The organism is Streptomyces collinus Tu 365 (genome assembly GCF_000444875.1).
GTDB classification, from domain to species: Bacteria; Actinomycetota; Actinomycetes; order Streptomycetales; family Streptomycetaceae; genus Streptomyces; species Streptomyces collinus_A.
On the sequence record NC_021985.1, the window covers coordinates 6,827,892 to 6,852,706 of the forward strand.

22 protein-coding genes are annotated in these 24,815 nt (G+C 75.4%); 13 read left to right on the top strand and 9 right to left on the bottom strand.

The annotated features are described in order from the left end of the window. Positions 1-150: 150 nt before the first annotated feature. From B446_RS29600 to B446_RS29620, 5 genes are all read right to left on the bottom strand, one after another. Positions 151-705 (bottom strand): hypothetical protein, encoded by a 555-nt coding sequence (locus B446_RS29600; RefSeq protein WP_043476666.1) that lies wholly within the window; start codon positions 703-705, stop codon positions 151-153. Continuing rightward, positions 683-1,966: a hypothetical protein gene (locus B446_RS29605; RefSeq protein WP_020943117.1), complete on the bottom strand. Its 1,284-nt coding sequence runs from the start codon at positions 1,964-1,966 to the stop codon at positions 683-685. Before B446_RS29605 ends, B446_RS29600 begins: the two co-directional genes overlap by 23 nt. Further along, positions 1,966-2,265 (bottom strand): DUF6317 family protein, encoded by a 300-nt coding sequence (locus tag B446_RS29610; RefSeq protein ID WP_020943118.1) that lies wholly within the window; start codon positions 2,263-2,265, stop codon positions 1,966-1,968. The genes B446_RS29605 and B446_RS29610 overlap by 1 nt, the downstream gene beginning before the upstream one ends. Then, positions 2,262-2,762 carry an SAV_915 family protein gene (locus tag B446_RS40480; protein ID WP_234967579.1) on the bottom strand — a complete coding sequence of 167 codons (501 nt, stop codon included), beginning with the start codon at positions 2,760-2,762 and terminating at the stop codon, positions 2,262-2,264. Before B446_RS40480 ends, B446_RS29610 begins: the two co-directional genes overlap by 4 nt. 195 nt (positions 2,763-2,957) lie before the next feature. Beyond that, a complete protein-coding gene (locus B446_RS29620) occupies positions 2,958-4,022 on the bottom strand; it encodes a lipoate--protein ligase family protein (RefSeq protein WP_020943120.1) in 1,065 nt (354 codons plus the stop codon). A gap of 230 nt (positions 4,023-4,252) precedes the next feature. Between B446_RS29620 and B446_RS29625 the strand changes: the two genes are divergently transcribed. The 4 genes from B446_RS29625 (at position 4,253) to B446_RS29640 (ending at position 9,045) form a co-directional block, all read left to right on the top strand. Then, complete coding sequence (locus B446_RS29625) at positions 4,253-6,058, top strand: gamma-glutamyltransferase family protein (RefSeq protein WP_020943121.1); 1,806 nt, start codon at positions 4,253-4,255, stop codon at positions 6,056-6,058. 134 nt (positions 6,059-6,192) lie between these two features. Next, positions 6,193-7,038 (top strand): inositol monophosphatase family protein, encoded by an 846-nt coding sequence (locus B446_RS29630; RefSeq protein ID WP_020943122.1) that lies wholly within the window; start codon positions 6,193-6,195, stop codon positions 7,036-7,038. A gap of 88 nt (positions 7,039-7,126) precedes the next feature. Next, positions 7,127-8,536 (top strand): phytoene desaturase family protein, encoded by a 1,410-nt coding sequence (locus tag B446_RS29635; protein WP_043476669.1) that lies wholly within the window; start codon positions 7,127-7,129, stop codon positions 8,534-8,536. Beyond that, positions 8,533-9,045, top strand: coding sequence for an O-acetyl-ADP-ribose deacetylase (locus B446_RS29640; RefSeq protein WP_020943124.1), 513 nt, complete (start codon positions 8,533-8,535; stop codon positions 9,043-9,045). Before B446_RS29635 ends, B446_RS29640 begins: the two co-directional genes overlap by 4 nt. Before the next feature lie 24 nt (positions 9,046-9,069). Here the strand turns inward: B446_RS29640 and B446_RS29645 are convergent, their stop codons facing one another. From B446_RS29645 to B446_RS29655, 3 genes are all read right to left on the bottom strand, one after another. Further along, positions 9,070-9,393 (bottom strand): SHOCT domain-containing protein, encoded by a 324-nt coding sequence (locus B446_RS29645; RefSeq protein ID WP_020943125.1) that lies wholly within the window; start codon positions 9,391-9,393, stop codon positions 9,070-9,072. Between the two features lie 22 nt (positions 9,394-9,415). After that, positions 9,416-9,871 (bottom strand): DUF6325 family protein, encoded by a 456-nt coding sequence (locus B446_RS29650; protein ID WP_020943126.1) that lies wholly within the window; start codon positions 9,869-9,871, stop codon positions 9,416-9,418. Positions 9,872-10,013: 142 nt separating this feature from the next. Beyond that, positions 10,014-10,748 carry a GAP family protein gene (locus B446_RS29655; protein ID WP_020943127.1) on the bottom strand — a complete coding sequence of 245 codons (735 nt, stop codon included), beginning with the start codon at positions 10,746-10,748 and terminating at the stop codon, positions 10,014-10,016. 209 nt (positions 10,749-10,957) lie between these two features. Here B446_RS29655 and B446_RS29660 point away from each other — a divergent pair, with 209 nt between their 5' ends. The 3 genes from B446_RS29660 (at position 10,958) to B446_RS29670 (ending at position 15,517) form a co-directional block, all read left to right on the top strand. After that, positions 10,958-12,340: a hypothetical protein gene (locus tag B446_RS29660; protein WP_020943128.1), complete on the top strand. Its 1,383-nt coding sequence runs from the start codon at positions 10,958-10,960 to the stop codon at positions 12,338-12,340. A 183-nt stretch (positions 12,341-12,523) separates the two neighbouring features. Continuing rightward, entirely contained in the window at positions 12,524-15,193 is a 2,670-nt protein-coding gene (locus tag B446_RS29665; protein ID WP_020943129.1) for a LuxR C-terminal-related transcriptional regulator, read from the top strand. A 126-nt stretch (positions 15,194-15,319) separates the two neighbouring features. Then, positions 15,320-15,517 (top strand): hypothetical protein, encoded by a 198-nt coding sequence (locus tag B446_RS29670; protein ID WP_020943130.1) that lies wholly within the window; start codon positions 15,320-15,322, stop codon positions 15,515-15,517. 71 nt (positions 15,518-15,588) lie between these two features. Here B446_RS29670 and B446_RS29675 read toward each other — a convergent pair whose 3' ends face one another. Further along, positions 15,589-17,040, bottom strand: a complete 1,452-nt coding sequence (locus tag B446_RS29675) for a DUF2252 domain-containing protein (protein WP_043479356.1) — start codon at positions 17,038-17,040, stop codon at positions 15,589-15,591. Positions 17,041-17,277: 237 nt separating this feature from the next. Here B446_RS29675 and B446_RS29680 point away from each other — a divergent pair, with 237 nt between their 5' ends. From B446_RS29680 to B446_RS40835, 6 genes are all read left to right on the top strand, one after another. Then, the gene (locus B446_RS29680) at positions 17,278-17,952 is read left to right on the top strand and encodes an HdeD family acid-resistance protein (protein ID WP_020943132.1); all 675 of its coding nucleotides are present in this window, start codon (positions 17,278-17,280) and stop codon (positions 17,950-17,952) included. Positions 17,953-18,097: 145 nt separating this feature from the next. Continuing rightward, positions 18,098-18,589, top strand: a complete 492-nt coding sequence (locus B446_RS29685) for an SHOCT domain-containing protein (protein WP_020943133.1) — start codon at positions 18,098-18,100, stop codon at positions 18,587-18,589. A gap of 33 nt (positions 18,590-18,622) precedes the next feature. Next, complete coding sequence (locus B446_RS29690; RefSeq protein ID WP_020943134.1) at positions 18,623-19,057, top strand: DUF7144 family membrane protein; 435 nt, start codon at positions 18,623-18,625, stop codon at positions 19,055-19,057. Between the two features lie 20 nt (positions 19,058-19,077). Continuing rightward, positions 19,078-21,075, top strand: a complete 1,998-nt coding sequence (locus tag B446_RS29695) for a glycoside hydrolase family 15 protein (RefSeq protein WP_020943135.1) — start codon at positions 19,078-19,080, stop codon at positions 21,073-21,075. A gap of 813 nt (positions 21,076-21,888) precedes the next feature. Further along, on the top strand, positions 21,889-22,761 hold the full coding sequence (locus tag B446_RS29700) for a methylenetetrahydrofolate reductase (protein ID WP_020943136.1): 873 nt from the start codon (positions 21,889-21,891) through the stop codon (positions 22,759-22,761). A 287-nt stretch (positions 22,762-23,048) separates the two neighbouring features. Beyond that, positions 23,049-24,809 (top strand): hypothetical protein, encoded by a 1,761-nt coding sequence (locus B446_RS40835; RefSeq protein WP_043476673.1) that lies wholly within the window; start codon positions 23,049-23,051, stop codon positions 24,807-24,809. Positions 24,810-24,815 lie beyond the last annotated feature (6 nt).

Genomic DNA, 24,815 nt, shown 5'->3' on the forward strand with positions numbered 1-24,815 from the left:
ACTTCTCGTGGGGGAGGGGGTGCGGAGTCGGGGGGTCCGCATGGTGGACGGGGACGACAGTGTCACACGAGCGCCTGTGCGGTGGAAGGGTCAACTCGCTGCGTGCGCGGCCGGTTACGGCAGCCCGGCCACGACGCACCGCTATGCCCCTTATGCTCCCTGCCGGGCCGTGGGCCCGGCGGCGTGCGCCTCGAGCCAGCGGCGGGCGCCGACCTCGCTCGGGTACTCGCGGACGGTGAGCCAGGCGGCCAGCCGTCCGGCGACATAGGCCGCGACCGCGGGCATCACGGGCGCGGCGAGCAGCACGAGCCCGCGGCCCAGCGCGATCCGGCCCGGGACCCGCCGCTCGTGGTCGCGCCGGGCCCGCAGCGTCCGGTCCGGGTCCGGGGGATCCAGCAGCGCCGCGCGGTGCTCCCGCCGCTGCGCCACCGCGCCCCACACCAGCGCCACGGCGGACGCGGCGGCCTGGACGACGTCCCACCCGACCCGCGCGGAGGACGGCAGCAGGTCGCGGACGCCCTCGTAGAGACCCGCGACGAAGAGGGAGAACAGCGCCATGGCGAGGACGACGAACACCGTCGTACGGGCCCGGCGCAGCCAGTAGGGCGCGCCGCGCCGGTACCAGGTCCGGCCCAGCCGCGGCAGGGCCGGGACCGGCACGGAGTACCCGGGGGGCGGGGCCTCAGAAGATGCTCGTGACGCCATGCCAGACATCCTTCACCAGTCGCTTTCCGTCGTCGACGGTCTCCGAGGCGACGTGCTTGGTCCCGGTCCACACACCGCCGACGACCCCGTGGTCGTGGATGTCCTCGCTCCAGTGCTCGTGGAAGGCGTGGTCGAGGACGGACGTCGCCGCGACCACCGTGCCCACGCCGACCGCGGCGACGGCGACGGCGCCCTCGACCGGCAGCGCCGCCGTGATCGCCGCGCCGGCGGCCAGGCCGCCGAGGGCCACCCCACCGTCGACGACGACGGAGTGCTGCCAGGACCAGCCCTTGTCGTGGTCGTCCTTGGCCTCGATCAGGCCGCACGCGGCGGCCGCGGCGACGTCCAGCACCGGCAGTTCCCGCAGGGCCTCCGGCAGCGCCTCCAGGCCCTTGCCCAGCCGCAACGCGTCGGCGGCGTCGGCCAGTTTGACGTTCAGGGCGCGGTCGTAGGGCAGCTTGGTGCTGCCGTTGTCGGCGCGCGCGATGTCCTCCTCCAGCGCGCCGACCTTGTCGACCGCGTCGCGGTAGGCGCTCTTGGCGGGCAGGTCGTCGGGCATCTTGCGGCCCTGCTGCTGGAACACCTTGCGCTCGGCGCGCAGTTGCCTCTTGGCCGCCTGCGCCTCGGCCCTGGCGGAGTCGATGTGCGCGCGGGCCTCCTTGCCGCCCGCCCGGGCGTCCTCGGCGTCGTACGCGTACAGGCCGCGCAGCGCGTCGTACAGGGTGACCTTGTCGCCCGGCGACACCGAGCCGTCCTTCGCCGTCACGTTGTCGTACAGCCCCTGCAGCTGCTGTGCCGCCACCAGCCGCGCGTGCTGCGCGGTGCGCAGGATCTCGTCGCGCGCCCTCGCGTACTCGTTCATCGCCGAGATGGTCTTCTGGTCGTCCGCGCTCGGGGGAGACGCCGTCATGACCGGCAGCGGCGCGCCCCTGGGGTCCGTCGCCACGCCCTTGCGGGCCGCGATGTGCTGCGCGTTCTGCAGCGAGGTCTCGCACGTGGACAGCGCGTCGGCGAGCGTCCGGAGGATCTCGCCCGCCGCGTGCACCAGTTCGGCGAAGCCGCCCGCGGCCAGCGCGTCCTCGCTCCACCTGGCGCGGAAGCCCTCCGCCGCCTCGCCCTTCCAGCTCGCGTCGCCGACCAGCTTCTCGACCGCGCCGCTGAGCGGCTTGACCACGTCGTCGAGCTTGTCCTTGGCGTTCTCGTACGTCTCGGCCATCGTGCGCAGCCCGCCGATGTCGCCGCCGACCCAGCTGTCACCCATCAGCCCTCACCCGCCATCAGGTCCTCGAACACCCCGTGGACGTCCACGTCGTGCCGGTGGAAGGAGTCCCGCGCGTAGGCGACCTTGTCACCGTGGTCGTCCATCCGGTCGGCCATGCCGGCGTGCAGCGCGACGATGAGGTCCGCGACCTCCTTGATGGCCGAGTCCAGGGCCGCGTCGCCGCCGGCGGCCACGGGCGGCGCCACGTCGGGGCGCAGCTTGCGGTAGTCGCCCGCCTGCTCGTGGAACGTCCGCGCCATCGCGGCCAGGTCGTCGTAGACCGCCTTGAAGTCGCTCACCGGCGCACCTCCCGCGCGTAGGCGGCCACGTCCGACGGCCGCCAGTGGGGTTCCCCGGGAGCCGGCGCCGGGTCGAGCAGCACCCGGACGCCCTGTCCGGCCACGTTCTCCGCGAGCGGGCCGAGCGAGGCGGCGACCCACGGCTGCGCCTCGCCCAGCGCGTCCGCCAGCTTCCGCGGGGTGCTGAACGCGAAGGCCACGGCGCCGTGCTCGGGGTGCTCGAACAGTTCGAGGACGATGAAGGGCACGCGGGCGGGCCGGCCGTCCGTGCCGGTCCCGGCGACGGACCTCGGATGCGCCGGCACGCACACCGGCGTGTGGTACGCGGGCACCCCCGGCCGGGGCCGGGCGCGGCCGTCCGCCTCGGCGCCCGGCGGCGGGGCGGCCGCCACGAGGTCCAGCAGCTGCGAGCGCGGCCGCTCCTGCCCGGGAACGGGCTGTCCCGGTGGATCCGGCTCCACGAAGTCGAGCAGGCGTGAACGTATCGGCGCCCCCACCGCCGTCACCTCTTTCCGCGGTTCCCGTCCGTGCCGTGACCGGCTGAGCCCGACCAAGGTAGCCAGCGGGGCCCGGGGGCAAATCAGGCTATGTCGGGGCCGGGACCCGGACGTACACGGAACCCATACGACCCCTTGGCCCGCGCCGGGGCAGTCCTTGACCCGTTGCTGAACCTGCTGCGCCCGGTCGAGCGGCTACGGCACCCGGGCCGTCCACCCCGGGTCGGTGAACTTGGTCCGCGCCAGCTCCGCCGCCCGCGCCAGCTCGGTGTCCGTGACCCCGCCCGGCGCCAGGCCGTACCGCCCGCGGAACGACTCGATCATCCGGTCGATGACGGCCTCGCGGGCCAGCCCCGTCTGCCGCCGCAGCGGATCCACCCGCTTGCGCGCGCTCCCCGTCCCCTTGTCGGACAGCTTCTCCCGCCCGATCCGCAGCACCTCCACCATCTTGTCGGCGTCGATGTCGTACGACATGGTCACGTGGTGCAGCACGGCCCCCGGGCCGCCGCCGGGACCCACGAGCCGCTTCTGCGCCGCGCCGGCGATCTTGCCCTGGTCGGTGGCGATGTCGTTCAGCGGCTGGTACCAGGCGCTGATCCCCATGTCGGCGAGGGCGCCCAGCACCCAGTCGTCCAGATAGGCGTAGCTGTCCTGGAAGGACAGGCCCTGGACCAGCGACTCCGGCACCGACAGCGAGTACGTGATCGTGTTGCCGGGCTCCACGAACATCGCGCCGCCGCCGGAGATCCGCCGCACCACCTCGATGCCGTGCCGGGCCGCGCCCCGCGGGTCCACCTCGTTGCGCAGCGACTGGAAGCTGCCGATGATCACCGCCGGGGCGCCCCACTCCCAGACCCGCAGCGTCGGCGGCCGCCGCCCCGCCGCGACCTCGGTGGTCAGCACCTCGTCCAGCGCCATGTGCAGCGCCGGGGCCTGCGGGCCCTCGTGGATCAGCTGCCAGTCGAAGTCCGTCCAGTCCGTCGCCCGCGCCAGCGCCCGGCGCACCGCGATCCCGACCCCCTCCGAGGTCAGCCCGTACATCACGGTGCCCGCGGGCAGCGCCGCGTCGATCCGCGCGGCCAGCCCCGCCGCGTCCGTGTCCGCCGCGGCGCCCTCCAGCGCCCGGTCCACCGCGTCGAGCGCCTCGTCCGGCTCCAGGAAGAAGTCGCCCGCCACCCGCACGTGGCGCAGCACCCCGTCCTCGACCTCCACGTCCACCACGACGAGCTTGCCGCCGGGAACCTTGTACTCACCGTGCACAGCGTGGCCTCCGTTCTGCCGCAGAAGATCAACGCGCGGGCCGTCCGGGGTGTTCCCCGGCGGCGGCCTGGTCCCTACCATCGCGGACAGGGCCGTGGACGATCAGCCGCCCCGGAGGCCGGACGAGCGGCGGGGCCGGCCACGGCACCAGGCCCGCCGGCGTCGCCGTGCCCGCGACGAGCCGTCCCGGCACCCGCGGCCGGCCCGCACCCGAGCTGAGGAGCACGCCCGTGTTCACCACCCGTCCCACCCTCCAGGGCACCTTCGGCATGGTGTCCTCCACCCACTGGCTGGCCTCGCAGTCCGCGATGGCGGTGCTGGAGGACGGGGGCAACGCCTTCGACGCGGCCGTGGCCGGAGCGTTCGTGCTGCACGTGGTGGAGCCGCATCTGAACGGGCCCGCCGGGGAGGTGCCGATCCTGCTCGCCCCGCGCGGCGGTGAGGTGCGGGTGCTGTGCGGGCAGGGCGTGGCGCCCGCGGGCGCGACCGTCGCGCACTACAAGGGGCTCGGGCTCGATCTCGTGCCCGGCACCGGACCGCTCGCGGCCGCCGTGCCGGGCGCCTTCGACGCCTGGCTGCTGCTCCTGCGCGACCACGGCACCAGATCCCTCGACGACGTCCTGAAGTACGCCGTCGGGTACGCCGAGCACGGCCACCCGCCCGTGGAGAAGGTCGGCGCGACCGTGGAGGCGGTGCGCCCGCTGTTCGAGACGGAGTGGACCTCGTCGGCCGAGGTCTACCTGCCCGGCGGCCGCTCGCCCCGGCCCGGGGAGCTGCTGCGCAACCCCGCCCTCGCCGCCACCTGGAAGCGGCTGCTGGCCGAGACCGCCGGGGCCGGCGACCGGGAGGCGCGCATCGACGCCGCACGCGAGGTGTGGCGCCGCGGATTCATCGCCGAGGCACTGGTGCGGCAGGCCGGGCGGCCCACCATGGACACCAGCGGCGCACGGCACACCGGCACGCTCACCGCGGCCGACCTCGCCGGCTGGTCGGCGTCCTACGAGCGCCCGGCGACCTACGACTGGAACGGCTGGACCGTGTGCAAGGCCGGCCCCTGGAGCCAGGGCCCGGCCTTCCTCCAGCAACTCGCCCTGCTCCCGCCCGAACTGCCCGCGTACGGCTCCGCCGACTACGTCCACCTGCTGGTCGAGGGCTGCAAGCTCGCCATGGCGGACCGCGAGGCCTGGTACGGCGACGCCGCCGAGGTACCGCTCGCCGAGCTGCTGTCGGACGGCTACAACGCCGCACGCCGCGACCTGATCGGTGACAAGGCCTCGTACGAGCTGCGCCCGGGCAGCCCCGGCGCCCGTGCCCCGCGCCTGCCCGCCCACGTCCACGCGCGCGTGGACGTGGGCGCCGGCGACGGCTTCGACCCGATGGGCGCGGGGGAGCCGACCGTCGCCGAGCCGCAGGTGGCCGCCGACGGCGGCACCCGCGGCGACACCTGCCACCTGGACGTCGTCGACCGCTGGGGCACCATGGTCGCGGCCACCCCCAGCGGCGGCTGGCTGCAGTCCAACCCGGTCGTGCCCGAGCTGGGCTTCCCGCTCGGCACGCGGCTGCAGATGACCTGGCTGGAGGAGGGGCTGGCGAACTCCCTCACCCCCGGGCGCCGCCCCCGCACCACCCTCACCCCGTCCCTGGCCCTGCGCGACGGCGTCCCCGTGCTGGCCTTCGGCACGCCCGGCGGCGACCAGCAGGACCAGTGGCAGCTGCACTTCTTCCTCGCCGCCGTCCTGCGCGCCCCGGTCCGCGGCGGCCTCGACCTGCAGGGCGCGATCGACGCCCCGAACTGGCACAACGACGGCTTCCCCAGCTCCTTCCATCCACGCGGCCGCCGCCCCGGCAGCCTGACGCTGGAGTCCCGCACGGACCCGGCCGTGGTCGAGGAGCTGCGGCGGCGCGGCCACGACGTCACCGTCGGCCCCGGCTGGTCGGAGGGCCGGCTGTGCGCGGTCGCCCGGGACCCGCGCACCGGAGTGCTGTCGGCCGCGGCCAACCCGCGCGGCATGCAGGGATACGCGGTGGGCCGCTGACCGCAGGGGACAGCGGCCGACAGCCGCCGACAGCTGCCCATGGCGGTCGCGGCACCTGTTCTTCATCCCGATTCCACCCGGCGGCCACCGGCCGGGCGGGGGGCGTGTCAGTGGCCCGTGCTCTCATGGAGGGCATGATCGAAGAGACGGAAACCATCGAAGAGTTTCTCCTGCACCGCTCGGCCGACGTGGAGGAAGCCGTCCGCAAGGCGGCCGCGGCCGAGATCCTGCCCCGCTTCCGCCACCTCGCCGAGGACGAGGTGGACCAGAAGAGCGGGCCGCACGACCTCGTCACCGACGCCGACCGCCTCGCCGAGCGCCGGCTCACCGAGGCCCTCGGCGCCCTGCTGCCCGGCTCGCTGGTGGTGGGCGAGGAGGCGGTGCACGCCAACCCGGCGACGTACGAGGCCATCCAGGGCGACACGCCGGTCTGGATCGTCGACCCGGTCGACGGCACCCGGCAGTTCGTGCACGGCGACGCCGGCTTCTGCACCCTCGTCGCCTTCGCCCACCGGGGCACCGTCCTCGCCTCCTGGACCTACGCGCCCGTGCGCGACGAGTTCGCCACCGCCGTCCGCGGCCGCGGCGCGTTCCTCGACGGCGAGCGGCTGTTCGCGGGGCCGCCCGCACCCGGCCGCGACCTCACCGTCGCCACCTCCCACCCCGACTACACCACCCCGGACCAGAAGCGGGCGCTGCGCGCCCTGTGGACCGACGGCGTCGCCCCGCGCCCGTGCGGCTCGGCGGGCCTGGAGTATCTCGCCGTGGCCCGCGGCGAGTTGGACGCGGTCGCCTTCTCCTGGGAAGCCGCCTGGGACCACGCGGCGGGCCTGCTGCTGGTCGAGGAGGCGGGCGGCGCCCACCTCACCCTCACCGGCGAGCCGTTCCGCGTGACCGGCGCCAACGCCCTGCCGTTCACCGCCGCCCGGGACGCCGCCACCGCCCGCCGGGTCGCGGAACTGCTGCGCACGTCCGGCTGAGGCCCCCGGTCCCGGGGCGCACCGGCCCCGCGGCATATCCTGATGCCCAGTGGCCATCGGCTGACGAAGGGGTCCGAAGGTGCCGTCGATGCTCGATGTGGTCGTGGTGGGTGCGGGGCCGAACGGGCTGACCGCGGCCGTGGAGCTGGCCCGCCGCGGCTTCTCCGTCGCCGTGTTCGAGGCCCGGCCCACCGTGGGCGGCGGGGCCCGCACCGCGGAGCTGACCCTGCCGGGCTTCCGGCACGACCCGTGCTCGGCCGCCCACCCCCTCGGCGTCAACTCGCCCGCCTTCCGCGCCCTGCCGCTGGAGCGCTACGGCCTCGAGTGGCTGCACGCCGACCTGCCCATGGCGCACCCGTTCCCGGACGGCAGCGCGGCCGTGCTGGCCCGCTCCGTCGCGGAGTCGGCTGCCTCCTTCGGCCCGCGCGACGCCGGCGCCTACCGCAGGCTGGTCGAGCCGTTCCTGGCCAAGTGGGACACGCTGGCCCGGGACTTCATGTCCCTGCCGCTGACCGCGCTGCCCCGCGACCCGGTCACCCTGGCCCGGTTCGGCCTCACCGGACTGCCGCCCTCCACCTGGCTGATGCGGCGCTTCCACGACGAGAAGGCCAAGGCCCTCTTCTCCGGCCTCGTCGCCCACGTCATCGCGCCCCTGACCGGCATCGCCACCGGCGCCATCGGCCTGGTCTTCGCGCTGGCCGCGCACGCCCGCGGCTGGCCCGTCGCCCGCGGCGGCTCGCAGGCGATCTCCGACGCCCTCGCCGCGTACCTGGGGGACCTCGGCGCCGCCGTGCACACCGACTACGAGGTCAAGCGCCTGGACGACCTGCCGCCCGCGCGTGCGTACGTCTTCGACACCTCACCCGCCGCGCTCGCCCGCATCGCCGGCTTCGGCGGCTACTACGAGCGCTTCCGCCACGGCCCCGGCGTCTTCAAGATCGACTACGCGCTGGACGGCCCGGTCCCCTGGACCGCCCCCGAGGCCCGGCGCGCCGGCACCGTGCAGATCGGGGCGAGCCAGGCCGAGATCGGCACCGCCCTGCACGACGTGGCCCGCGCCGGCCGCGCTCCCGAGCGGCCGTTCCTGATCACCGTGCAGCCCAGCGTGGCCGACCCGACCCGCGCCCCCGAGGGCAAGCACGTCTTCTGGGCCTACGGGCACGTGCCCAACGGCTGGGACGGCGACCTCACGGACGCCATGGAACGCCAGCTGGAGCGCTACGCCCCCGGCTTCCGCGACCGCGTCCTCGCCCGCGCCACCGCGGGGCCGGCCGAGCTGGCCGCCCACAACGCCAACTACGTCGGCGGCGACATCGCCTGCGGCGCGGCCGACGGACTCCAGCTCCTGCTGCGCCCCCGGCCGACCCTGTTCCCGTACCACACCCCCCACCCGGCGGTGTTCATCTGTTCCTCGGCCACCCCGCCGGGGCCCGGTGTGCACGGCATGTCGGGGCACAACGCGGCCAAGGCCGTGTGGCGGAGGCTGACACAGTCATGACCACCATCACCCTCGTCCAGGGCGACATCACCCGGCAGAGCGCCGACGCGATCGTCAACGCGGCCAACTCCTCGCTGCTCGGCGGCGGAGGCGTGGACGGCGCGATCCACCGCCGCGGCGGCCCCGCGATCCTCGCCGAGTGCCGCGCGCTGCGCGCCTCCCACTACGGCAAGGGCCTGCCCACGGGCCGGGCGGTCGCCACCACGGCGGGCGACCTGGACGCCCGGTGGGTGATCCACACCGTCGGTCCCGTCTGGTCGGCCACCGAGGACCGCTCCGGCCTGCTCGCCTCCTGCTACCGGGAGTCCCTCCGGGTCGCCGACGAACTCGGCGCCCGCACGGTCGCGTTCCCGGCCGTCTCCACCGGCGTGTACCGGTGGCCGATGCACGACGCGGCCCGCATCGCCGTGGAGACGGTGCGGGCCGCGGAGACCGGCGTCGAGGAGGTCACGTTCGTCCTCTTCGACCGGCAGGCCTACGACACGTTCGCCGGACAGCTCGGCCGATGACGCGCGGGCCGGCCGCCCGGCCGGTCAGCCGAGCAGCCTGCGCTTCTGCTCGGCGAACTCCTCCTCGGTCAGCACCCCCTGCGCCTTCAGGTCGGCGAGCTGCTTGAGCTGGTCGATCTTCTCGGTCATCTCGTCGGCGGCCGGGGGCGGCGGCACGGCGGGATCGGGCGCCTGCGGCTGGGCGTACGCCTGCTGCTGGTCGTACTGCTGCTGGTCGTACTGCTGCTGCTGTGCGTAGTCCTGCTGCGCCCAGCGGCCCGCCTGCCGGCGGGAGACGCGGTTGGACACGGCGGTGGCGGTTCCGGCGACGACGGCGGTACGCGCGACGCCCCTGAGCAGTCCGGGCATGATCAGTCCTCTCCCACGGGGTTCAGGCGGCCGCGGAGCCGCCGGGCGGCACCGTCTCCTCCGTGGCGTCCAGCGCCGCCAGCAGGGCCTGCACGGGGATGCGCCCGCTCGCCACGAGCTGGGCGCCGCTGCGCCGCAGCGCGCGGGCCAGGGGAGCGGCCCACAGGTTCTCGTACACCAGCACCGCGGCCGAGTTGCCGGGCTCCAGCGCGGTGCCGGCCTCGTCGATGTCCGACTGGTCCAGCACCCCGGCCGAGGCCCCTTCGAACACGGTCAGGTCGATCTCGTCGCCGAGGTCCCGCAACTCCAGCGCGACGACCGAGCCGTCCGTCTCCTTGCGGACGAAGGCGAGGTCGATGATCCGGACGATGCCGCGCTCGGCGAGATCGACCAGCAGCGGGAACGCCTCGCCCGTCATGCGGTTGCCGGGGAACTCGATGACGAGGTAGTCGACGGGTCCCATTTCTTCGACGTCCATGAGCACTCCTCGGGAGCCGGATACGGCCGCCGCACGCGTGTCCCGCACGGTCCGTGTCACCGGCGGCGCCCCACGCCCGGTCGGCCTCCAGAGCCATTCCAGCACGGGGCGCAGGGCCTCGCACGTCCGTCCCGGGCCGGGGTCAACCGGTCAGCTGGTAGATGCTCTTGCCGACCAGCCAGAAGCCCAGCAGCAGGCAGAGGGCCACCACCGCCTGCTCCGAGTGCCGCTCCATCCAGGCGCGCAGCGCCAGCAGCCGCGCCCTCGCCGCCGTCGGGGAGAACACCACGTACAGCTCGACGGCCAGCAGGCTCGCGGTGGCGAGCACGCAGAACCCGAACAGCGCGAACCAGCTCGCGAGGTGGGACGTGTCCGCCTCCACCACCGTCGTCGCGCCCGCCGCGACCAGGCCCCAGGGCTGCAGGAGCACCGCGAGCCCGGCCGCGGCCCAGCCCGTGGTGCGGTCCATCTCCGTGGTCAGGCTCGCGGACGACGCCCCGTCCGCCCCGGCGGCCGCGGCGCCCGGGGACGGAGCGCCCGGGGCGGGCTCCGCCCCCGGCTCCGGCGCGGCCCCGCCGCTTGCCCGCAGGGCGGCGAGCCGGCGGCGCCGGTGCTCGCCGTAGACGACGAGCGCCACCCCGACGGCCAGCTTCACCCCGAGCGCGGCCGCGGACGGCGGCGACCTCGGGGGCGGCGGCTGGCCACCGGTCAGGAGCAGCACGATGGCGATGACCAGGACCAGACAGGCCAGCCAGCTCAGCAGGAAGACCAGCCCCTTGCGCGCCCCGCCGGTCGACGCGACCACCAGCACGAAGGCCATGAGGGGCAGCGGGTCGAGCGTGATCGCCAGGGCGATGAGCAGCAGGTCGAGCACCATGGGGGACCCCAACCGGTCGGAACACCACGAGGGTAGGCAGCGGACGCGCCGACGACATCTCGGACGGCGTCGCGTGACGGCCGCGGGCGGACGGGCGCGGCGGCGGCGCACACCCCGGCGTCGCCCGTCCGGGTCCGTCCAGCGCGCGGGGCGGGCGGGGGCTTGAGGCAATGGGAGTCGTACCGCCACCGACCGCGCCGGAGGCCCCCGTGACCGAGCCGCCCGTCCCCGAGTCCCCGGGCCCGGAAGAACGCGACGCCACGGACGTACGCGACGCCACGGCACCCGGCGGGAGGGGCGGTACCGGCGCGGGCGGGGCACGGCCGCACGGGGGCGGGGCCGCCGGACGGGCCGCGCGGAGCACCGCCTCCGCCGTGCTGATCGTGCTGACCTGCATCCTGGTGCCCGTCGCGCTGCTCGCCACCTGGGTGCACGACATCGCGCTCGACACCGACCGCTACGTGGCGACGGTCGAGCCGCTGGCCACCGACCCCGCTGTCCAGGACGCGGCGGTCCACCGGATCACCGAGGCCGTCGGCGCCCACGTGAACGGTCCGCAGGTCGCCTCGGACATCGCCTCCTGGCTGCAGTCCCAGGGCCTGCCGCCGCGCGCCGCCGACGCGCTCAGCCGGCTGGGGCCGCAGATCGACTCCGCCGTGGACCAGGCCGTCACCAGGATCGCCACCCGAGTGGTGCACAGCGACGCCTTCGCGACCGTGTGGACCGACGCCAACCGCGCCGCCCACAACGCCGTCGTGCACGCCCTGACCGGCAAGGGCCGCGGCGCGGTCGGCATCAGCGACGGCACGGTCACCCTGGACGTGGGGACGGCCGTCGACCGGGTCAAACAGCAACTGGTCGACGCGGGCCTGAAACCCGCCGCCAAGATCCCCCAGGTGAACAAGCAGCTGGTGCTGTTCCAATCCGACGAACTCGCCAAGTTCCGCAAGGCGGCACGCCTCCTCGACATCGTCGGGAACTGGTTCCCGGTGATCGTCGTCCTCCTCGGCGTCGCCGGCGTCTTCCTGGCCCACCGGCGGCGCCGGGCCCTGGCGCGCACCGCGCTCGGCGCCGCCTTCGCCTGCCTGGTGGTGGCCGTCGCCCTGATCGTGGCCCGCCACTACTACCTCGACCACCTGCCGCCCCAGGTGCAGTCCAAGGCGGCGGCCTCGGCCGTCTTCGACACCCTGCTGCGCTTCCTGCGGGTCAGCCTGCGCACGGGCATCGTCCTCGGTGTGGTCATCGCGCTGGGCGCCTACTTCGTCGGGCCGGGACGGCTGCCGGTCGCCGTCCGGGGCGCCTCCGACCAGACCGCCGACTCCGCCGCCCGCTGGGCCGCCGCCCACCACGTCACCACCGGCCGCGTCGGCGCCTGGGCGCTGGCCTACCGCCGGGCCGCCACCCTCGGCGTCCTGCTGATCATCGCCCTGGTCTTCGCGCTCTGGAACCATCCGACGGTGCTCACCGTCCTGCTGCTGGTCCTCGTCCTGCTCGCCGTCCTGGCCGTGCTCGCCCTGCTGGCGGCCAGTGGCCGCGCCCAGCTCGACGCGGGCCGCCGGACCGCACCCGGCACGCCCCGCGACGGGGTCTGACACCGGCTCCGGGCAGGGGGCTGGGGCGGGCCCCCGCCGAGCGGTGCCGGGCGGCCTGCGGAACCTGAGGAACATATGGGGCGAAAAGGTGGCCCGACCGTCCCTGTGCGAACCGGGCCGTTATCAGCGATGCTGATCGAGTAGTGCGCCGTCCATGGCCCCGAGGGACAGGGGTGGTGACCTGTGGTTGCACAGCACGACGAGACGCGGGAACCGGCCGTCGCTTACGTCGATCCGCTCGGAGAGCCGTACCTGCAGACACGGTTCGCCCTGCCGGTACGGCCGGCGACCTTCCTGCGCCGCCCGCGGCTCGCCGCCCATCTGGACCGTGCCCTTCGGACACCGCTGACGATGGTCAACGGCTCGGCCGGGGCGGGCAAGACCCTGCTGGTCGCGGACTGGGCCGCCGGGCTCGGACAGCCGGTCGCCTGGTTCACCAACGAGGCCGGCGACCAGGGCGGCGGGATGTTCTGGGCCTATGTGCTCCAGGCCCTGCGCGCCGCCTGCGTACCGCTGTCCGCCGAGGTCGGCTGCCCCGCCGACGCCAACCGCGTCGACCACCGGCTGCTGGCCCGCCTCGCCGACGAGCTGAGCGGCCTGGAACGGCCCGCCCTGCTCGTCCTCGACGAGTTCGACCGGGTGACCACCCCGGGCACGGCGGAACAGCTGGGGTTCGTCCTCCAGCACGCCGGCGCGGGACTGCGCCTGATCCTCGTCACCCGCACCGAGCCGCTGCTGCCGCTGCACCGCTACCGGACCGCCGGGACCATGACCGAGATCCGGGACGCCGAACTGGCCTTCACCGCCGAGGAGGCGGCCGAGTTCCTCGACCTGCACGGACTGCGGCTCAGCGCCGAGGCCACCCGCGCCCTGGTGGAGCGCACCCGGGGCTGGGCCGCCGGCCTGCGCCTGTGCGCCATGGCCGCCCAGGAGGACCCCGACCCCGAGGGCTACCTGAAGGACTTCGAGGCGGGCCGCAGCACGGTCGCCGACTTCCTCCTCGCCGAAGTGCTCAAACGGCAGCCGCCCCACACCCAGGACCTGCTGCTGCGGGTCAGTGTCGTCGAGCGCTTCTGCCCCGGCCTGGTGACCGCGCTGACCGGCCGTGACGGGGTCGAGTCCGTCCTCGCCGAACTGCACGGCCAGAACGCCTTCGTGGAGGACCTCGGGCACTCCTGGTACCGGCTGCACCCGCTGTTCGGCGAGATCCTCCGGGCCCACCTGCGGGTCCGCTCGCCCGGGCTCGAACCGGAACTCCACCGGCGGGCCGCCCGATGGCTGCGGGCCTCCGGCTGTCTGCCCGAGGCCCTCGGGCACGGCGCCGCCGCCGGCGACTGGGACTTCACCGCCCGCGCCCTCGTCGACGACCTCGCCATCGGCCAGCTCTTCACCGGCCTGCGCGCGGACGACCTCGCCGAGCTGTTCTCCCACATGGGACCCGAGGTCACCAGCGCGGCGGCGGACCTGGTGCGCGCGGCCCGCGACCTGTCCGACCGCGACGTCGACCGCGGCCTCGCCCATCTGCGCCGGGCCGAGGAACGCATGGCCGCGCAGACGCCCGACGCGGCCGGGCGGCTCAGCTGCGTCCTGCTGGAGTCCCTGGTGGCCCGGCTCACCGGTGCGCCGGGCCGGGCCGAGGCGGCCCTGGCCACGGCCGAGGAACTGCGCGGCGAGGTGCCCGCCCAACTCCTCGACAAGCACCCCGAGGTCATCGCCCTGCTGCTCACCCACCTGGGCTCGACCCGGCTGTGGGCCGGCCGCCTCGACGAGGCGAGCACCGCCCTGTCCGAGGCGGCCGAGTGCCCCGGCGGAGCCTCCACGGCGCTGCCCCGGGAGGACTCCCTCGGGCACCTGGCCCTGATCGACTACCTGAACGGCTGGCTCGACCGGGCCGAGCGCAAGGCGCGGGCGGCGCTCAGCGAGACGGAGCAGTTCGGGCTGACCCATCCCCCGGGTTCCGGGCTCGGGCACCTGGTGCTCGCGGCCGTGGCCGTGGACCGGGACGACCTCGGGCAGGCCCAGACCCTGCTGGACGAGGCGCCCGGCCCCGGCACCGGCCCGCCCGACCCGGTGACCGCCGCCGGCCGGTCCCTCGCCACGGCCCGGCTGCTGCTGGCCCGCGGCGAGCCCGGGGCCGCGGTGGCCGCGGCCGACCCGGCCGTACCGGCCCTCGTGGCCTCCCCCTGGGCCGAGGCCCACACCGCGCTGGCCGCCTCCGCCGCCCACCTGGCCGAGGGCCGGCCGGACAGCGCCGCGAAGGTGCTCGACGACGTGTCCTGCGACGGGGAGCCCGCCCTCGTGGCGGAGATCGCCTGGGCCCGGCTCGCCGCCGGCGACCGCGACTCCGCGATCGGGCTGCTCGACGGGCTGCACCCGCGTGCCCGCACCGGCCCCGGGGTGACGGTCCGGGCCGCGCTGGTGCGCGCGCGGGCCGCCCACGAGGCCGGTGACGTGGCCACCGCCCGCAAGCTGCTCGCCCGGGCCCTGCTGGAGGCACGGCGCGAGCACCTGCGCCGCCCCTTCCTCGACGCCGGGCCGCGCATCCGCCACCTGCTGGACGCGCCGCCCCTCCAGGCCCTGGCCGCGGGCTGGCTCACCCCCGACGGCACCGCGCCGCACACCGGACCGGGCACGGCCGCCGAGCCCGCGACGCTGGTCGTCGAGGAGCTGAGCGGCCGCGAGCGCGAGGTGCTGCGGCGGCTGGCGCAGATGATGTCCACCGAGGAGATCGCCGCCGACCTGTACGTCTCGGTGAACACGGTGAAGACGCACCTCAAGAGCGTCTACCGCAAGCTCGGCGTGAACCGGCGCGCCGACGCGGTCCGCCGGGCCCGCGAGCGCGGGATCCTGTGACCCCCGACGCCCGGGCCCGGGGAGCGGCCCGCGGCCGGTTCACCTGTGCCGGGTGAGGTCCGCCGCCCCGGCGCGGCGCAGTCTCGTAGACGAGACCGCAGCCGGCCCGCGGCGGGAGAACGGGACATGCGCTACGAGATCCGCGTCGATGGACTCATGTCGGAGACCCTCACCAGGGCCTTCCCGGAGCTGGAGCACGTCATGATGTCCGGCCAGACGGTCCTGTTCGGGCCCGTCGTCGACGAGGCGCACCTGTACGGCCTGCTGATCCGCTGCCAGTCGCTGGGCCTGCGGGTGGTGGAGATGCGGCAACTGCCGGAGTGAGCCCGCCGCCGCCCGCACGGCTCCTCCCGGAAGCTCCCCCCTCTCCCCTCCCCCCTTTCCCCGCTACGTCGTCACAGCCCGGCGGCCTCCACCCGGCCCGTCCGTACCGCCTCGCGGAGCGCCGCGAAGTCGCGGTCGTTCTGGTCGGCGTACGCCTGTGCGAACCGGGTCAGCGCCCGGTCGAAGCGGTCGCCGCGCCCCAGGTAGGCGGCGATGGCCACCGGGTCCCCGGAGCGGGCGTGGGCCCGCGCCAGCGAGGCACCGCAGACCTGCGCGAAGAGACGGAGCAGGTCCGGGTCCATGGTGTCCGGGCGGGCGATGCCCTTCCAGTCGCGCAGCTGGCGCACGTAGAAGTCCCGGCCCCGCCCGTCCAAACCCACCACGCGCGTCCAGCCGAGGAAGATGTCGCTGGTGGTCTGCATGAGCCGCTGCCCGGTCACCACCCTGCGGCCCTGGTTGTCGTACCGCTCGCCGCCCGTGTGCGCCGCGAGGACCGACTCCTGCGCCTCCTTGGCCTGCAGCAGCAGCGGATCGTCGTCGTCCCGCCCGAGCAGGAGCAGGATCCAGCAGCGGGTGCCGACGCTGCCCACGCCCACCACCTTGCGCGCCGCGTCCACCGGACGGTAGTGGCGCAGCAGATGCCGACGGTCCGCGGGCAGCGACCGGGCGTACCCTTCCAGCACCGTCCGCAGCTCCTTGTCCTCGGCTTCCGCGCCGTACCCGCGGTGCTCCCCGTTCCCCCCGGCCGGAAGGCCGTCGCGCAGCTCGCGCAGGTCTCGCAGCGGCACGATCAGCGGCGGGTCCGCCGCGATCCGCCGGCCCGCGGAGGTGAGCCGGGTCAGCTTGGCGTACGCCTCCACGTGGGTGCGGGACCGGGCGCGCGCCGTCGCCTCGGCCGTACGGCGGCGGGCCGCCCGGCCCATCGAGGAGGCCAGCAGCTCCCGCATCCGGTCGGCGGAGTCCTGGGCGTACCAGACGTCGAGCACCCGGGCGCCGGCGAACTCCCGCATCCGTTCCCGGTACGCACGCACGCACGCGCGCACCGCCCCGTCCTGCTCCGCGGCCGGGAACCCGTTGGCGCGCGCCGCGATGACGAAGCTGGCCGCGAGCCGCTTGACGTCCCACTCGAAGGGACCCGGGAACGTCTCGTCGAAGTCGTTGAGGTCGAAGACCAGGCGGCGCTCCGGTGAGGCCAGCAGCCGGAAGTTCAACAGATGGGCGTCCCCGCACAGTTGGACCCGCAGCCCGGTGTCGGGCAGGGCGCCGAGGTCCGCCGCCATCACCGCGGCCGCCCCCCGGTAGAAGCGGAAGGGGGATTCGAGCATGCGGGCGTAGCGGACGGGCACCAACTCCGGCAGCCGGGTGGCCGACTGACGCTCCAGCACCTCGACCACGTCGGGGCGCCGGGGCGCGGGCGCGAACTCCGCGTGACCCGAACGCGGCACCCGGGTACGGGCGTTCCGGCCGTAGGCCACCCGGTCGGCCACCGGTGAGGCGACGGTGAGGGCACTCGGTGCGGTCATCATGCACGCTCCTGTCCGGCGGCCCGCCGGTCGCCGGGGGACCCGGCCCGCACGGGGGCGGGCGGGCCGCGGACCGCCCCCGCAGCAACCCCACCGCCACGGGCGGCCGGAGGGATCACCCGTGGGGGGTGACCCGCCGCACCCCGGGAGCGCGCGACGCTGTGCGGGTGAGGGGTCCGCACACGCCGCCCCCGCCGGCGGTCCGGAGCGGCCCGTTCGATCACGCGAGGAGGAGCCATGACCGAGTCGCGTGGTCCGGCACCGCGTACCGGACCGCCGTACCAGTCCCCGGGGCCGGGCACCGGCCCCGGGGACCCCGTGGCCGCCGTCGCCCGCTCGTGGACCTGGATCCTGGGGTCGGCCGTCGTCACGCTCGTACCCGGGGTGCTGATCCTCGTCTGGCCCGACGAGACGCTGCACGTCCTGGCCGTCGTCATCGGCCTCTACCTGCTGCTCGCCGGCGCGTTCCGGTTCGTCACGGCCTTCGGCCGGGAGGGACACGGCGAACGCCTCGCGGCCGTGTCCGTCGGCGTGCTGTTCGTGCTGGCCGGCGTGCTCTGCCTGCGCCACCCGCTGCAGACCGTCGCCGCGCTGTCGCTGATCGTCGGCCTCACCTGGCTGGTGTCCGGCATCCTCACCCTCTACGCGGCGATCACCACCGAGGACCTGCCGCACCGTGCCGTCGTCCTGGGCACCGCGCTGCTCGGCATCGTCGCCGGGATCGTGGTGCTGGCCCTGCCCACCGAGTCGGCCCGGGCCCTGACCCGGCTGCTCGGCCTGTGGCTCGTGCTGCTCGGCCTGGTCGAGCTGGTGCTCGCCTTCGCCTGGCGGTCCGCGCTGCGCCGTGCCGCCGTCCCACCGGACCCGGAGTCCGGACCGGCCCCGGCCGACGCGCCCGGCCCGCCGTTCTGACCCGGCGCCGCCACGATCACCCGCCTCGGGTGAGGCCGCTGCCGACCCGCCGTGCGCACGCTGGGACCGGCAGAGACCGGCCTGCCGGAACGCGCCGCGGCCCGCGGCGCACGGCCGGGCCGGAGCCCCGCAACGGAGGAGTGAAATGAGCGCACCGACCTACCTCGCGTACGACTATCCACTGCTGAGCGCCTTCTGGACGATGCTGTGGTTCTTCCTCTGGGTCCTGTGGTTCATCCTGCTGTTCCGCGTCATCTTCGACGTCTTCCGCGACGACGACATGAGCGGGTGGGCCAAGGCCGGCTGGCTGGTCTTCGTCGTCCTGGTGCCGTTCCTCGGCGTCCTCGTCTACGTCATCGCCCGCGGCCGGGGCATGGGGAAGCGGGAGATCGCGCAGGCGCGCGCGCAGCAGCAGGCCTTCGACTCCTACGTCCGTGAGGCCGCGCAGGGCTCGGGCCCGGTCAGCAGTGTCGACGAACTCGCCAGGCTCTCCGAGATCAGGGCCCGCGGCGACATCACCGACGAGGAGTTCCGCAGGGCGAAGGAGCTGGTCCTCAGCGGCGCCGGACAGGCGCGGCAGCCGGGCACGGCGCCCACCTCGCCCGCGTCACCCACGTCGTCCACGCACACGCACTGAGCACCACCCACGTCAACGAATCGAGGGAGCCGTATGAGCACGACGAACCGCACCCGCGCGCGGACCGAGTCCGCCGGACAGCAGTGGGCCTTCGGCCTGACCGCCTTCGCAGGCGTCATGCTCCTGCTCACCGGGCTGCTGTCGATCTTCCGGGGCATCATGGCGATCGCCCAGGACGACGTCTTCGTCACCACCCCGAACTACGTGTTCAAGTTCGACCTGACCAGCTGGGGCTGGATCCACCTGGCCCTCGGCGTCATCGCGGTGATCGTCAGCTTCGGCCTGTTCCAGCCCGCGCTGTGGGCCCGGATCGCCGGTGTGGGCATCGCCGGGCTGGTGATCATCGCCAACTTCCTCTCCCTGCCGTACTACCCGGTGTGGTCCGTCGTGATGGTCGCGGTCTCCGGCTTCATCATCTGGGCCCTGTGCGTGGTCCGGAGGGACGACGACACGGCCATGGCTCCGTAACGGACGGCGAAGGAGAGCACATGGACCGGTATCCGCCCATCGCGGAGCACGGGATGGTGGGCGACCTCCAGACGGCGGCCCTGGTCTCCTCGGCCGGGACCGTCGACTGGTGGTGCACACCCCGCTTCGACTCACCGAGTGTCTTCGGCTCGCTCCTGGACAGCGAGCGGGGCGGCCACTGCCGGCTGGCGGCGGAACACCCGCCCGGCGACGGCATGTCGGTCCGGCAGCTCTACCTGTCCGACACGGCGCTGCTGATCACCCGGTTCATGGGACCCGGCGGGGTCGGCGAGGTCGCCGACTTCATGGAGCCCCTCGACTCCCCGACGCCCTCCGACCGGCACCGCCTGATCAGGGTCGTCCGGGTGGTGCGCGGCAGCCTGCCGTTCGCCTTCGGCTGCCGACCGCGCTTCGACTACGGGCGCGCCCGGCACACCCTCGCCCTCACCGACCACCACACGGCGGTCCAGCACGGGCCGGGTCTCGACCTCCACGTCCAGACCACGACCGGGATCCCGCTGCGGGCCGACGGCGACGACCTCACCGCACGGTTCATCCTGCACGCGGGAGAGGCGGCCGCCGTCGTCCTGACCAGCACGGCCCAGGGCGCGGCGGCCCCGCCCGCCCCGTCCCTGCAGGCCGTCGCCGAGGACCTGGAGCAGTGCCGCGGCTTCTGGCAGAACTGGCTGCGCTCCTGCACCTACCGCGGACGCTGGCAGGACATGGTGAACCGCTCGGCGATCACCCTGAAGCTGCTCACCTACGCGCCCAGCGGCGCCCCCGTCGCGGCGGCCACCATGGGCCTGCCCGAACAGGTCGGCGGCGAGCGCAACTGGGACTACCGCTACACCTGGATCCGGGACGCCTCGCTGTCCGTCGGCGCCCTGATCGACCTGGGCTTCGAGGCGGAGGCGTACGCCTTCCGCCGCTGGCTGCGCGACCGGGTGGAGGCCGGCGGCACCGCCTCGGGCGACCCGCTGCAGATCATGTACCGGGTGGACGGCGACCCCCATCTGACCGAGGAGGTCCTCGACCACTGGGAGGGCTACCGGGGATCACGGCCGGTACGGGCCGGCAACGCGGCGGCCGACCAGCTCCAGCTCGACATCTACGGCGAGGCATGCGAAGCCCTGCTGGTCGGCGGGGACATCGGCGCGGTGCGCGGCTGGAAGGCGCTGCGCGACGTCCTGGACTGGCTGGCCGACCACTGGGACCGGGCGGACGAGGGCATCTGGGAGACCCGCGGAGGCCGGCAGAACTTCACCTACAGCCGGCTGATGACGTGGGTGGCGTTCGACCGGGGCATCCGGGCGGCCACCCGCTTCTCCCGTCCGGCCGACGTGGAGCGCTGGCGGGAGATCCGGGACACGGTCTTCCGGCAGATCGTCGAGCGCGGCTGGCACGAGAAACGGAAGGCCTTCGTGCAGCACTTCGACACCGACGTGCTGGACGCCTCGCTGCTGCTCATGCCGCGCGTCGGCTTCCTGTCCCCGCACGACCCGGACTGGATCACCACCCTCGACGCCATGGACCAGGAACTGGTCAGCGACAGCCTGGTCTACCGGTACGACCCCGCCGCCTCGCCCGACGGACTGCGCGGCTCCGAGGGCACGTTCAACCTGTGCAGCTTCTTCTACGTCGAGGCGCTCGCCCGGTCCGGACGGCTGCTCCAGGCACGGCACGCCTTCGACAAGATGCTCACCTACGCCAACCACGTCGGCCTGTTCGCCGAGGAGATCGGCCCCTCGGGCGAGCAGCTCGGCAACTTCCCGCAGGCGTTCACCCACCTCTCCCTGATCTCCGCCGCCATGGCGCTGGACGAGGAGCTGGCCCGCACGACGCCGCGCCGCCGGACCGGCGGCACCCGCCACCCGGTGATCCACGGCTTCCGGGTACCGGCGGAGGCGGCCGACGCCGGCGCAGCCGGGACCGGCGCCGACGGGGCGGAGTACGGGAGCGGTGACGGCGGCGCGGAGGGCGGTCGGACCCCGGACGGGAACGGGGGCCGGGGCGGCTGACCGGCGGCCCGCCCGGCCGGGCACCACCCGGCCGCGACGGTCCGGCCCCGGCCACGACGGCCGGGGCCGGACCGTCGCCGGGGCCGGAGCGCCGCGCCCGGGTGGTGCCCGGCCGGGCGGGGGCCCGCTCCCCGTCCGCGCTCCCGCAGGAGGCCGTCCGAAGGGGGCCCCGTCCCCTGTTCACGCCCCCGGAGGGGACCTGTCTCCCGGCCGCACGCCGAAGGAGGCCCCGTCCCCCGTTCACACCCCCGGAGGGGACCTGTCTCCCGGCCGCACGCCGGAGGGGGACCCGTACCCCCGGGAAGCGCCCGGAGGGGACCTGTCTCCCGGCCGCACACCGGTGGGGGGCCTGACCCCCGGGAAGGACCCGCGCCTCCGGAGGGGCCCGCGCCCCCGGAGCCCCGCCCCCCGGAGGGGACCTGCTCCCCGGCCGCACCCCGGTGGGGGACCCGTACCCCCGGGAAGGACCCGCGCCTCCGGAAGGACCCGCGCCTCCGGAAGGACCCGCGCCCCGGAGCCCCGCCCCCCGGAGGGGACCCGCCTCCCGGCCGCACCCCAGTGGGGGGACCCGTAGCCCTGGAAGGACCCGCGCCTCGGAGGGCCTCGCCCCCTGGAGGGGACCTGCCTCCCGGCCGCACCCGGTGGGGAACCCGTAGCCCCGGGAAGGACCCGCGCCGCCGGAGGAGCCCGCACCTCCGGAGCCCGCCCCCCCCGGAGGGGACCTGCTCCCCGGTGTGCGTGGCCCGCGTGGCATCATCGGCCCGGACCAGGACCGGAGCACCCGGTCGCAGGCGAAGCCGCCCGAGGAGCACGATGAACCCCGCCCTCTCCGCCCCGCCGGCGGCGGGCACCGCGCTGCTCGACGACTTCTCCCTGGAGATGACCGGCAAGGACGTGCCCAAGCTGGAGGAGGCGCGGGACACCATCCCCCGCGGCACCCGGATCAACGTCACCTTCCTCGCGGGCGAGGACCCCGGCACCCGGCTGGCCGCCGCCCGCGCGGTCAAGCGGCTCGGCTTCGTGCCCGTCCCGCACATCTCCGCCCGCCGACTGCCCTCCCGGCGGCACCTGGAGGAGTTCCTGGCCGGCCTGGCGGCCGACGGCACCGCCGACAACGTCTTCGTCGTCGGCGGCGACCCCGCCCGCCCCGAGGGCCCGTACGAGGACGCCCTCTCCGTCATCCGCTCCGGGCTGCTCCAGCGGCACGGCGTACGGCACGTCGGCATCAGCGGCTACCCCGAGGGCCACCCGGCCATCGCCGACCACTCCCTGTGGTCGGCGCTCAGCGACAAGACGGCCGCCCTCGGCGCCGACCGGCTGGCCGGCGACGTCATCACCCAGTTCGGCTTCGACGCCGAGGCGGTGCTCCGCTGGGTGGCCGCCGTCCGCGACCGGGGCGTCCGGCTGCCGGTCCGGGTCGGCGTGCCCGGCCCGGCCGGCGCCCGCAGGCTGGTGTCCTACGCCACCCGGTTCGGCGTCGGCACCAGCGCCTCCATCGTCCGCAAGTACGGCTTCTCGCTGACCAACCTGGTGGGCACGGCCGGCCCCGACCGCTTCCTGCACACGCTCGCGCGGGACTACGACCCGGCACGGCACGGCGAGCTGAAGGTGCACTTCTACACCTTCGGCGGACTGCGGACCACCTCGGAGTGGATCGCCCGCTTCCGGCACGGCGACCGGCACTGAGACGACCGCCCACGGGCGGGACACTCGGGGCGGAGATCCGTTCGACCGGTCGGCCGGGTGCCGACGGATCGGTGGCTTGATCCTTACGGTGGGCGCGCCCCGTGGCGGGACGGCCCGTAAGCCGTTTCGACGCTGCTCGCCGCTCTTGCGCCGGTCGTGCCAGGGCTCTATAACGTGTCCTGCAGGTATCGGCGGGGATGGCCGGAAAGGCATGTGCCGCCGCGCCAGGGGGATCCTCGGCTCCGCCGCGATCGGCATCACCGCCCGCAGACCGACGGAGACCCGCCATGACCGACGACGCCTATCGTGCTGCCCTGACCAGACTGGCCGTGGACCCCGGCTTCCGGGCCGAACTCGACGGCGACACCGGGGAGGCGGCGCGAAGACTCGGCCTGACTCCCGACCAGGTCACCGCGCTGCGCTCGCTGCGCGTCGAGTCCGGGGCCGACGGGGGGCCGGCGGCGCTCGACCCCCGGCTGTCCAAGTCGTCCCTGTTCTTCGGCAGCGCGGCCCACGCGCTGTCCCACCACGACATCACGGTCCCTCACGACCACACGGCAGGGCAGGCCGTCCCGGCGGCCCACGGAGCGGCGGACCATGCGGCGGCGGGCACGCACGACGACCCGGCGGCGCACGCCGCGGTCGCGGGCCGGGCCCCGGGCGACCACGGACCCGGCGACTCCGGCCCCGCCGGACACGGGAGCGACCCGCACGCCACGGACGCCGGCCCGGAGGCCGCGGGCCCTGCCGGCCCGGCGGCGGCCGGCTCCCACAGCCTGCTCGGCGGCCCTCTCCCGGACCGGTCACCGGCCGAAGCGAGCGGTGCGCCGGGCCAGTTCGGCGGGTTCGGGGACTTCGGCGGGGCCGGTGAACCCGGCCACGAGGGTCCGGGCGGCGACTTCGGCGGGTTCGGCGGCTTCGGTGGTTTCGGCGGTCACGCCGGCGGGGGCCCGGAGGGTGGTCTCGGCGGCTTCGGTGGCGACGGCGCACCCGACGGTCCCGGTGGGGACTTCGGGGGCTTCGGTCCCGGGGGAGAGGGCGGACTCGGCGGCGCCGGTGGGGACTTCGGCGGGTTCGGTGACGGGGCTCACGGCACCGGTGGGTTCGGTGAGGGTGGTCACGGCACCGGTGGACTCGGCGACGGTGGCCTCGGCGGAGGCGGCTTCGGCGAAGGCGGCACCGATTCCGGCGGGTTCGGCGGCCTCGGCGGTCACGGCGGAGGCGGCTTCGGCGAAGGCGGCACCGGTTCCGGCGGGTTCGGCGGCCTCGGCGGTCACGGCGGAGGCGGCTTCGGCGAAGGCGGCACCGGTTCCGGCGGGTTCGGCGGCCTCGGCGGCGACGGGGGCGGGGACGCCGGTCACTTCGGCCACGGCGGGATCTACGACCGCGACGGCGACGGCGGTGGCGGCGAGGGCGGTGGCGGCGACAGCGGCGGTGGCGGCGGCGAGGGCGGCGGCGACGGAGGCGGCGGCGGAGGTGACGGCGGTGGCGACCCCGAGAACGGCCGGCGCCCGAGCGGCGGCGGTGGCGGCGAGGGCGGGGGCGACGGCGGCGGCAGCGGCGGGGGAGACGGCGGCGGAGGTGACGGCGGCGGCGACCCCGAGAACGGCCGGCGGCCCAGCGGTGGCGGTGGTGAGCCGGGCGGCGGCGGAGACGGCGGCGGTGGCGGTGAGGGCGGCGGTGACCCGGAGAACGGCCGGCGCCCGAGCGGCGGCGGTGGCGGCGAACCCGGGGGCGACGACGGCGGCGGAGGTGACGGCGGTGGCGACCCCGAGAACGGCCGGCGCCCCAGCGGCGGCGGTACGCCCGGCGGCGGTGACGACGGCGGCACCGGTGGCGGTGACCCGGAGAACGGCCGGCGGCCCAGCGGCGGAGGAGTGCCCGGGGGCGGCCGTGAGGGCTCGTTCGACCGCGCGGGGACGACCGTGCGCGGCGGCGTCGGCACGCCCGGCACCGGTGGCATCGCCACCCACCTGTCGCCCGCCGCGCCCGAGACGGGCGGCGGGTTCGACGGCGGTACGCTCCGCAGCGGTTCCGGTGGGGGCTGAGCCACC

Excerpts from the sequence above, each read along its gene's own strand:
- B446_RS29600 (WP_043476666.1), bottom strand. The coding sequence starts at position 705 with ATGGCGTCACGAGCATCTTCTGAGGCCCCGCCCCCCGGGTACTCCGTG.
- B446_RS29605 (WP_020943117.1), bottom strand. The coding sequence starts at position 1,966 with ATGGGTGACAGCTGGGTCGGCGGCGACATCGGCGGGCTGCGCACGATG.
- B446_RS29630 (WP_020943122.1), top strand. The coding sequence starts at position 6,193 with ATGATCGAAGAGACGGAAACCATCGAAGAGTTTCTCCTGCACCGCTCG.
- B446_RS29635 (WP_043476669.1), top strand. The coding sequence starts at position 7,127 with ATGCTCGATGTGGTCGTGGTGGGTGCGGGGCCGAACGGGCTGACCGCG.
- B446_RS29640 (WP_020943124.1), top strand. The coding sequence starts at position 8,533 with ATGACCACCATCACCCTCGTCCAGGGCGACATCACCCGGCAGAGCGCC.
- B446_RS29645 (WP_020943125.1), bottom strand. The coding sequence starts at position 9,393 with ATGCCCGGACTGCTCAGGGGCGTCGCGCGTACCGCCGTCGTCGCCGGA.
- B446_RS29650 (WP_020943126.1), bottom strand. The coding sequence starts at position 9,871 with ATGGACGTCGAAGAAATGGGACCCGTCGACTACCTCGTCATCGAGTTC.
- B446_RS29655 (WP_020943127.1), bottom strand. The coding sequence starts at position 10,748 with ATGGTGCTCGACCTGCTGCTCATCGCCCTGGCGATCACGCTCGACCCG.
- B446_RS29670 (WP_020943130.1), top strand. The coding sequence starts at position 15,320 with ATGCGCTACGAGATCCGCGTCGATGGACTCATGTCGGAGACCCTCACC.
- B446_RS29675 (WP_043479356.1), bottom strand. The coding sequence starts at position 17,040 with ATGACCGCACCGAGTGCCCTCACCGTCGCCTCACCGGTGGCCGACCGG.
- B446_RS29680 (WP_020943132.1), top strand. The coding sequence starts at position 17,278 with ATGACCGAGTCGCGTGGTCCGGCACCGCGTACCGGACCGCCGTACCAG.
- B446_RS29685 (WP_020943133.1), top strand. The coding sequence starts at position 18,098 with ATGAGCGCACCGACCTACCTCGCGTACGACTATCCACTGCTGAGCGCC.
- B446_RS29690 (WP_020943134.1), top strand. The coding sequence starts at position 18,623 with ATGAGCACGACGAACCGCACCCGCGCGCGGACCGAGTCCGCCGGACAG.
- B446_RS29695 (WP_020943135.1), top strand. The coding sequence starts at position 19,078 with ATGGACCGGTATCCGCCCATCGCGGAGCACGGGATGGTGGGCGACCTC.
- B446_RS29700 (WP_020943136.1), top strand. The coding sequence starts at position 21,889 with ATGAACCCCGCCCTCTCCGCCCCGCCGGCGGCGGGCACCGCGCTGCTC.
- B446_RS40835 (WP_043476673.1), top strand. The coding sequence starts at position 23,049 with ATGACCGACGACGCCTATCGTGCTGCCCTGACCAGACTGGCCGTGGAC.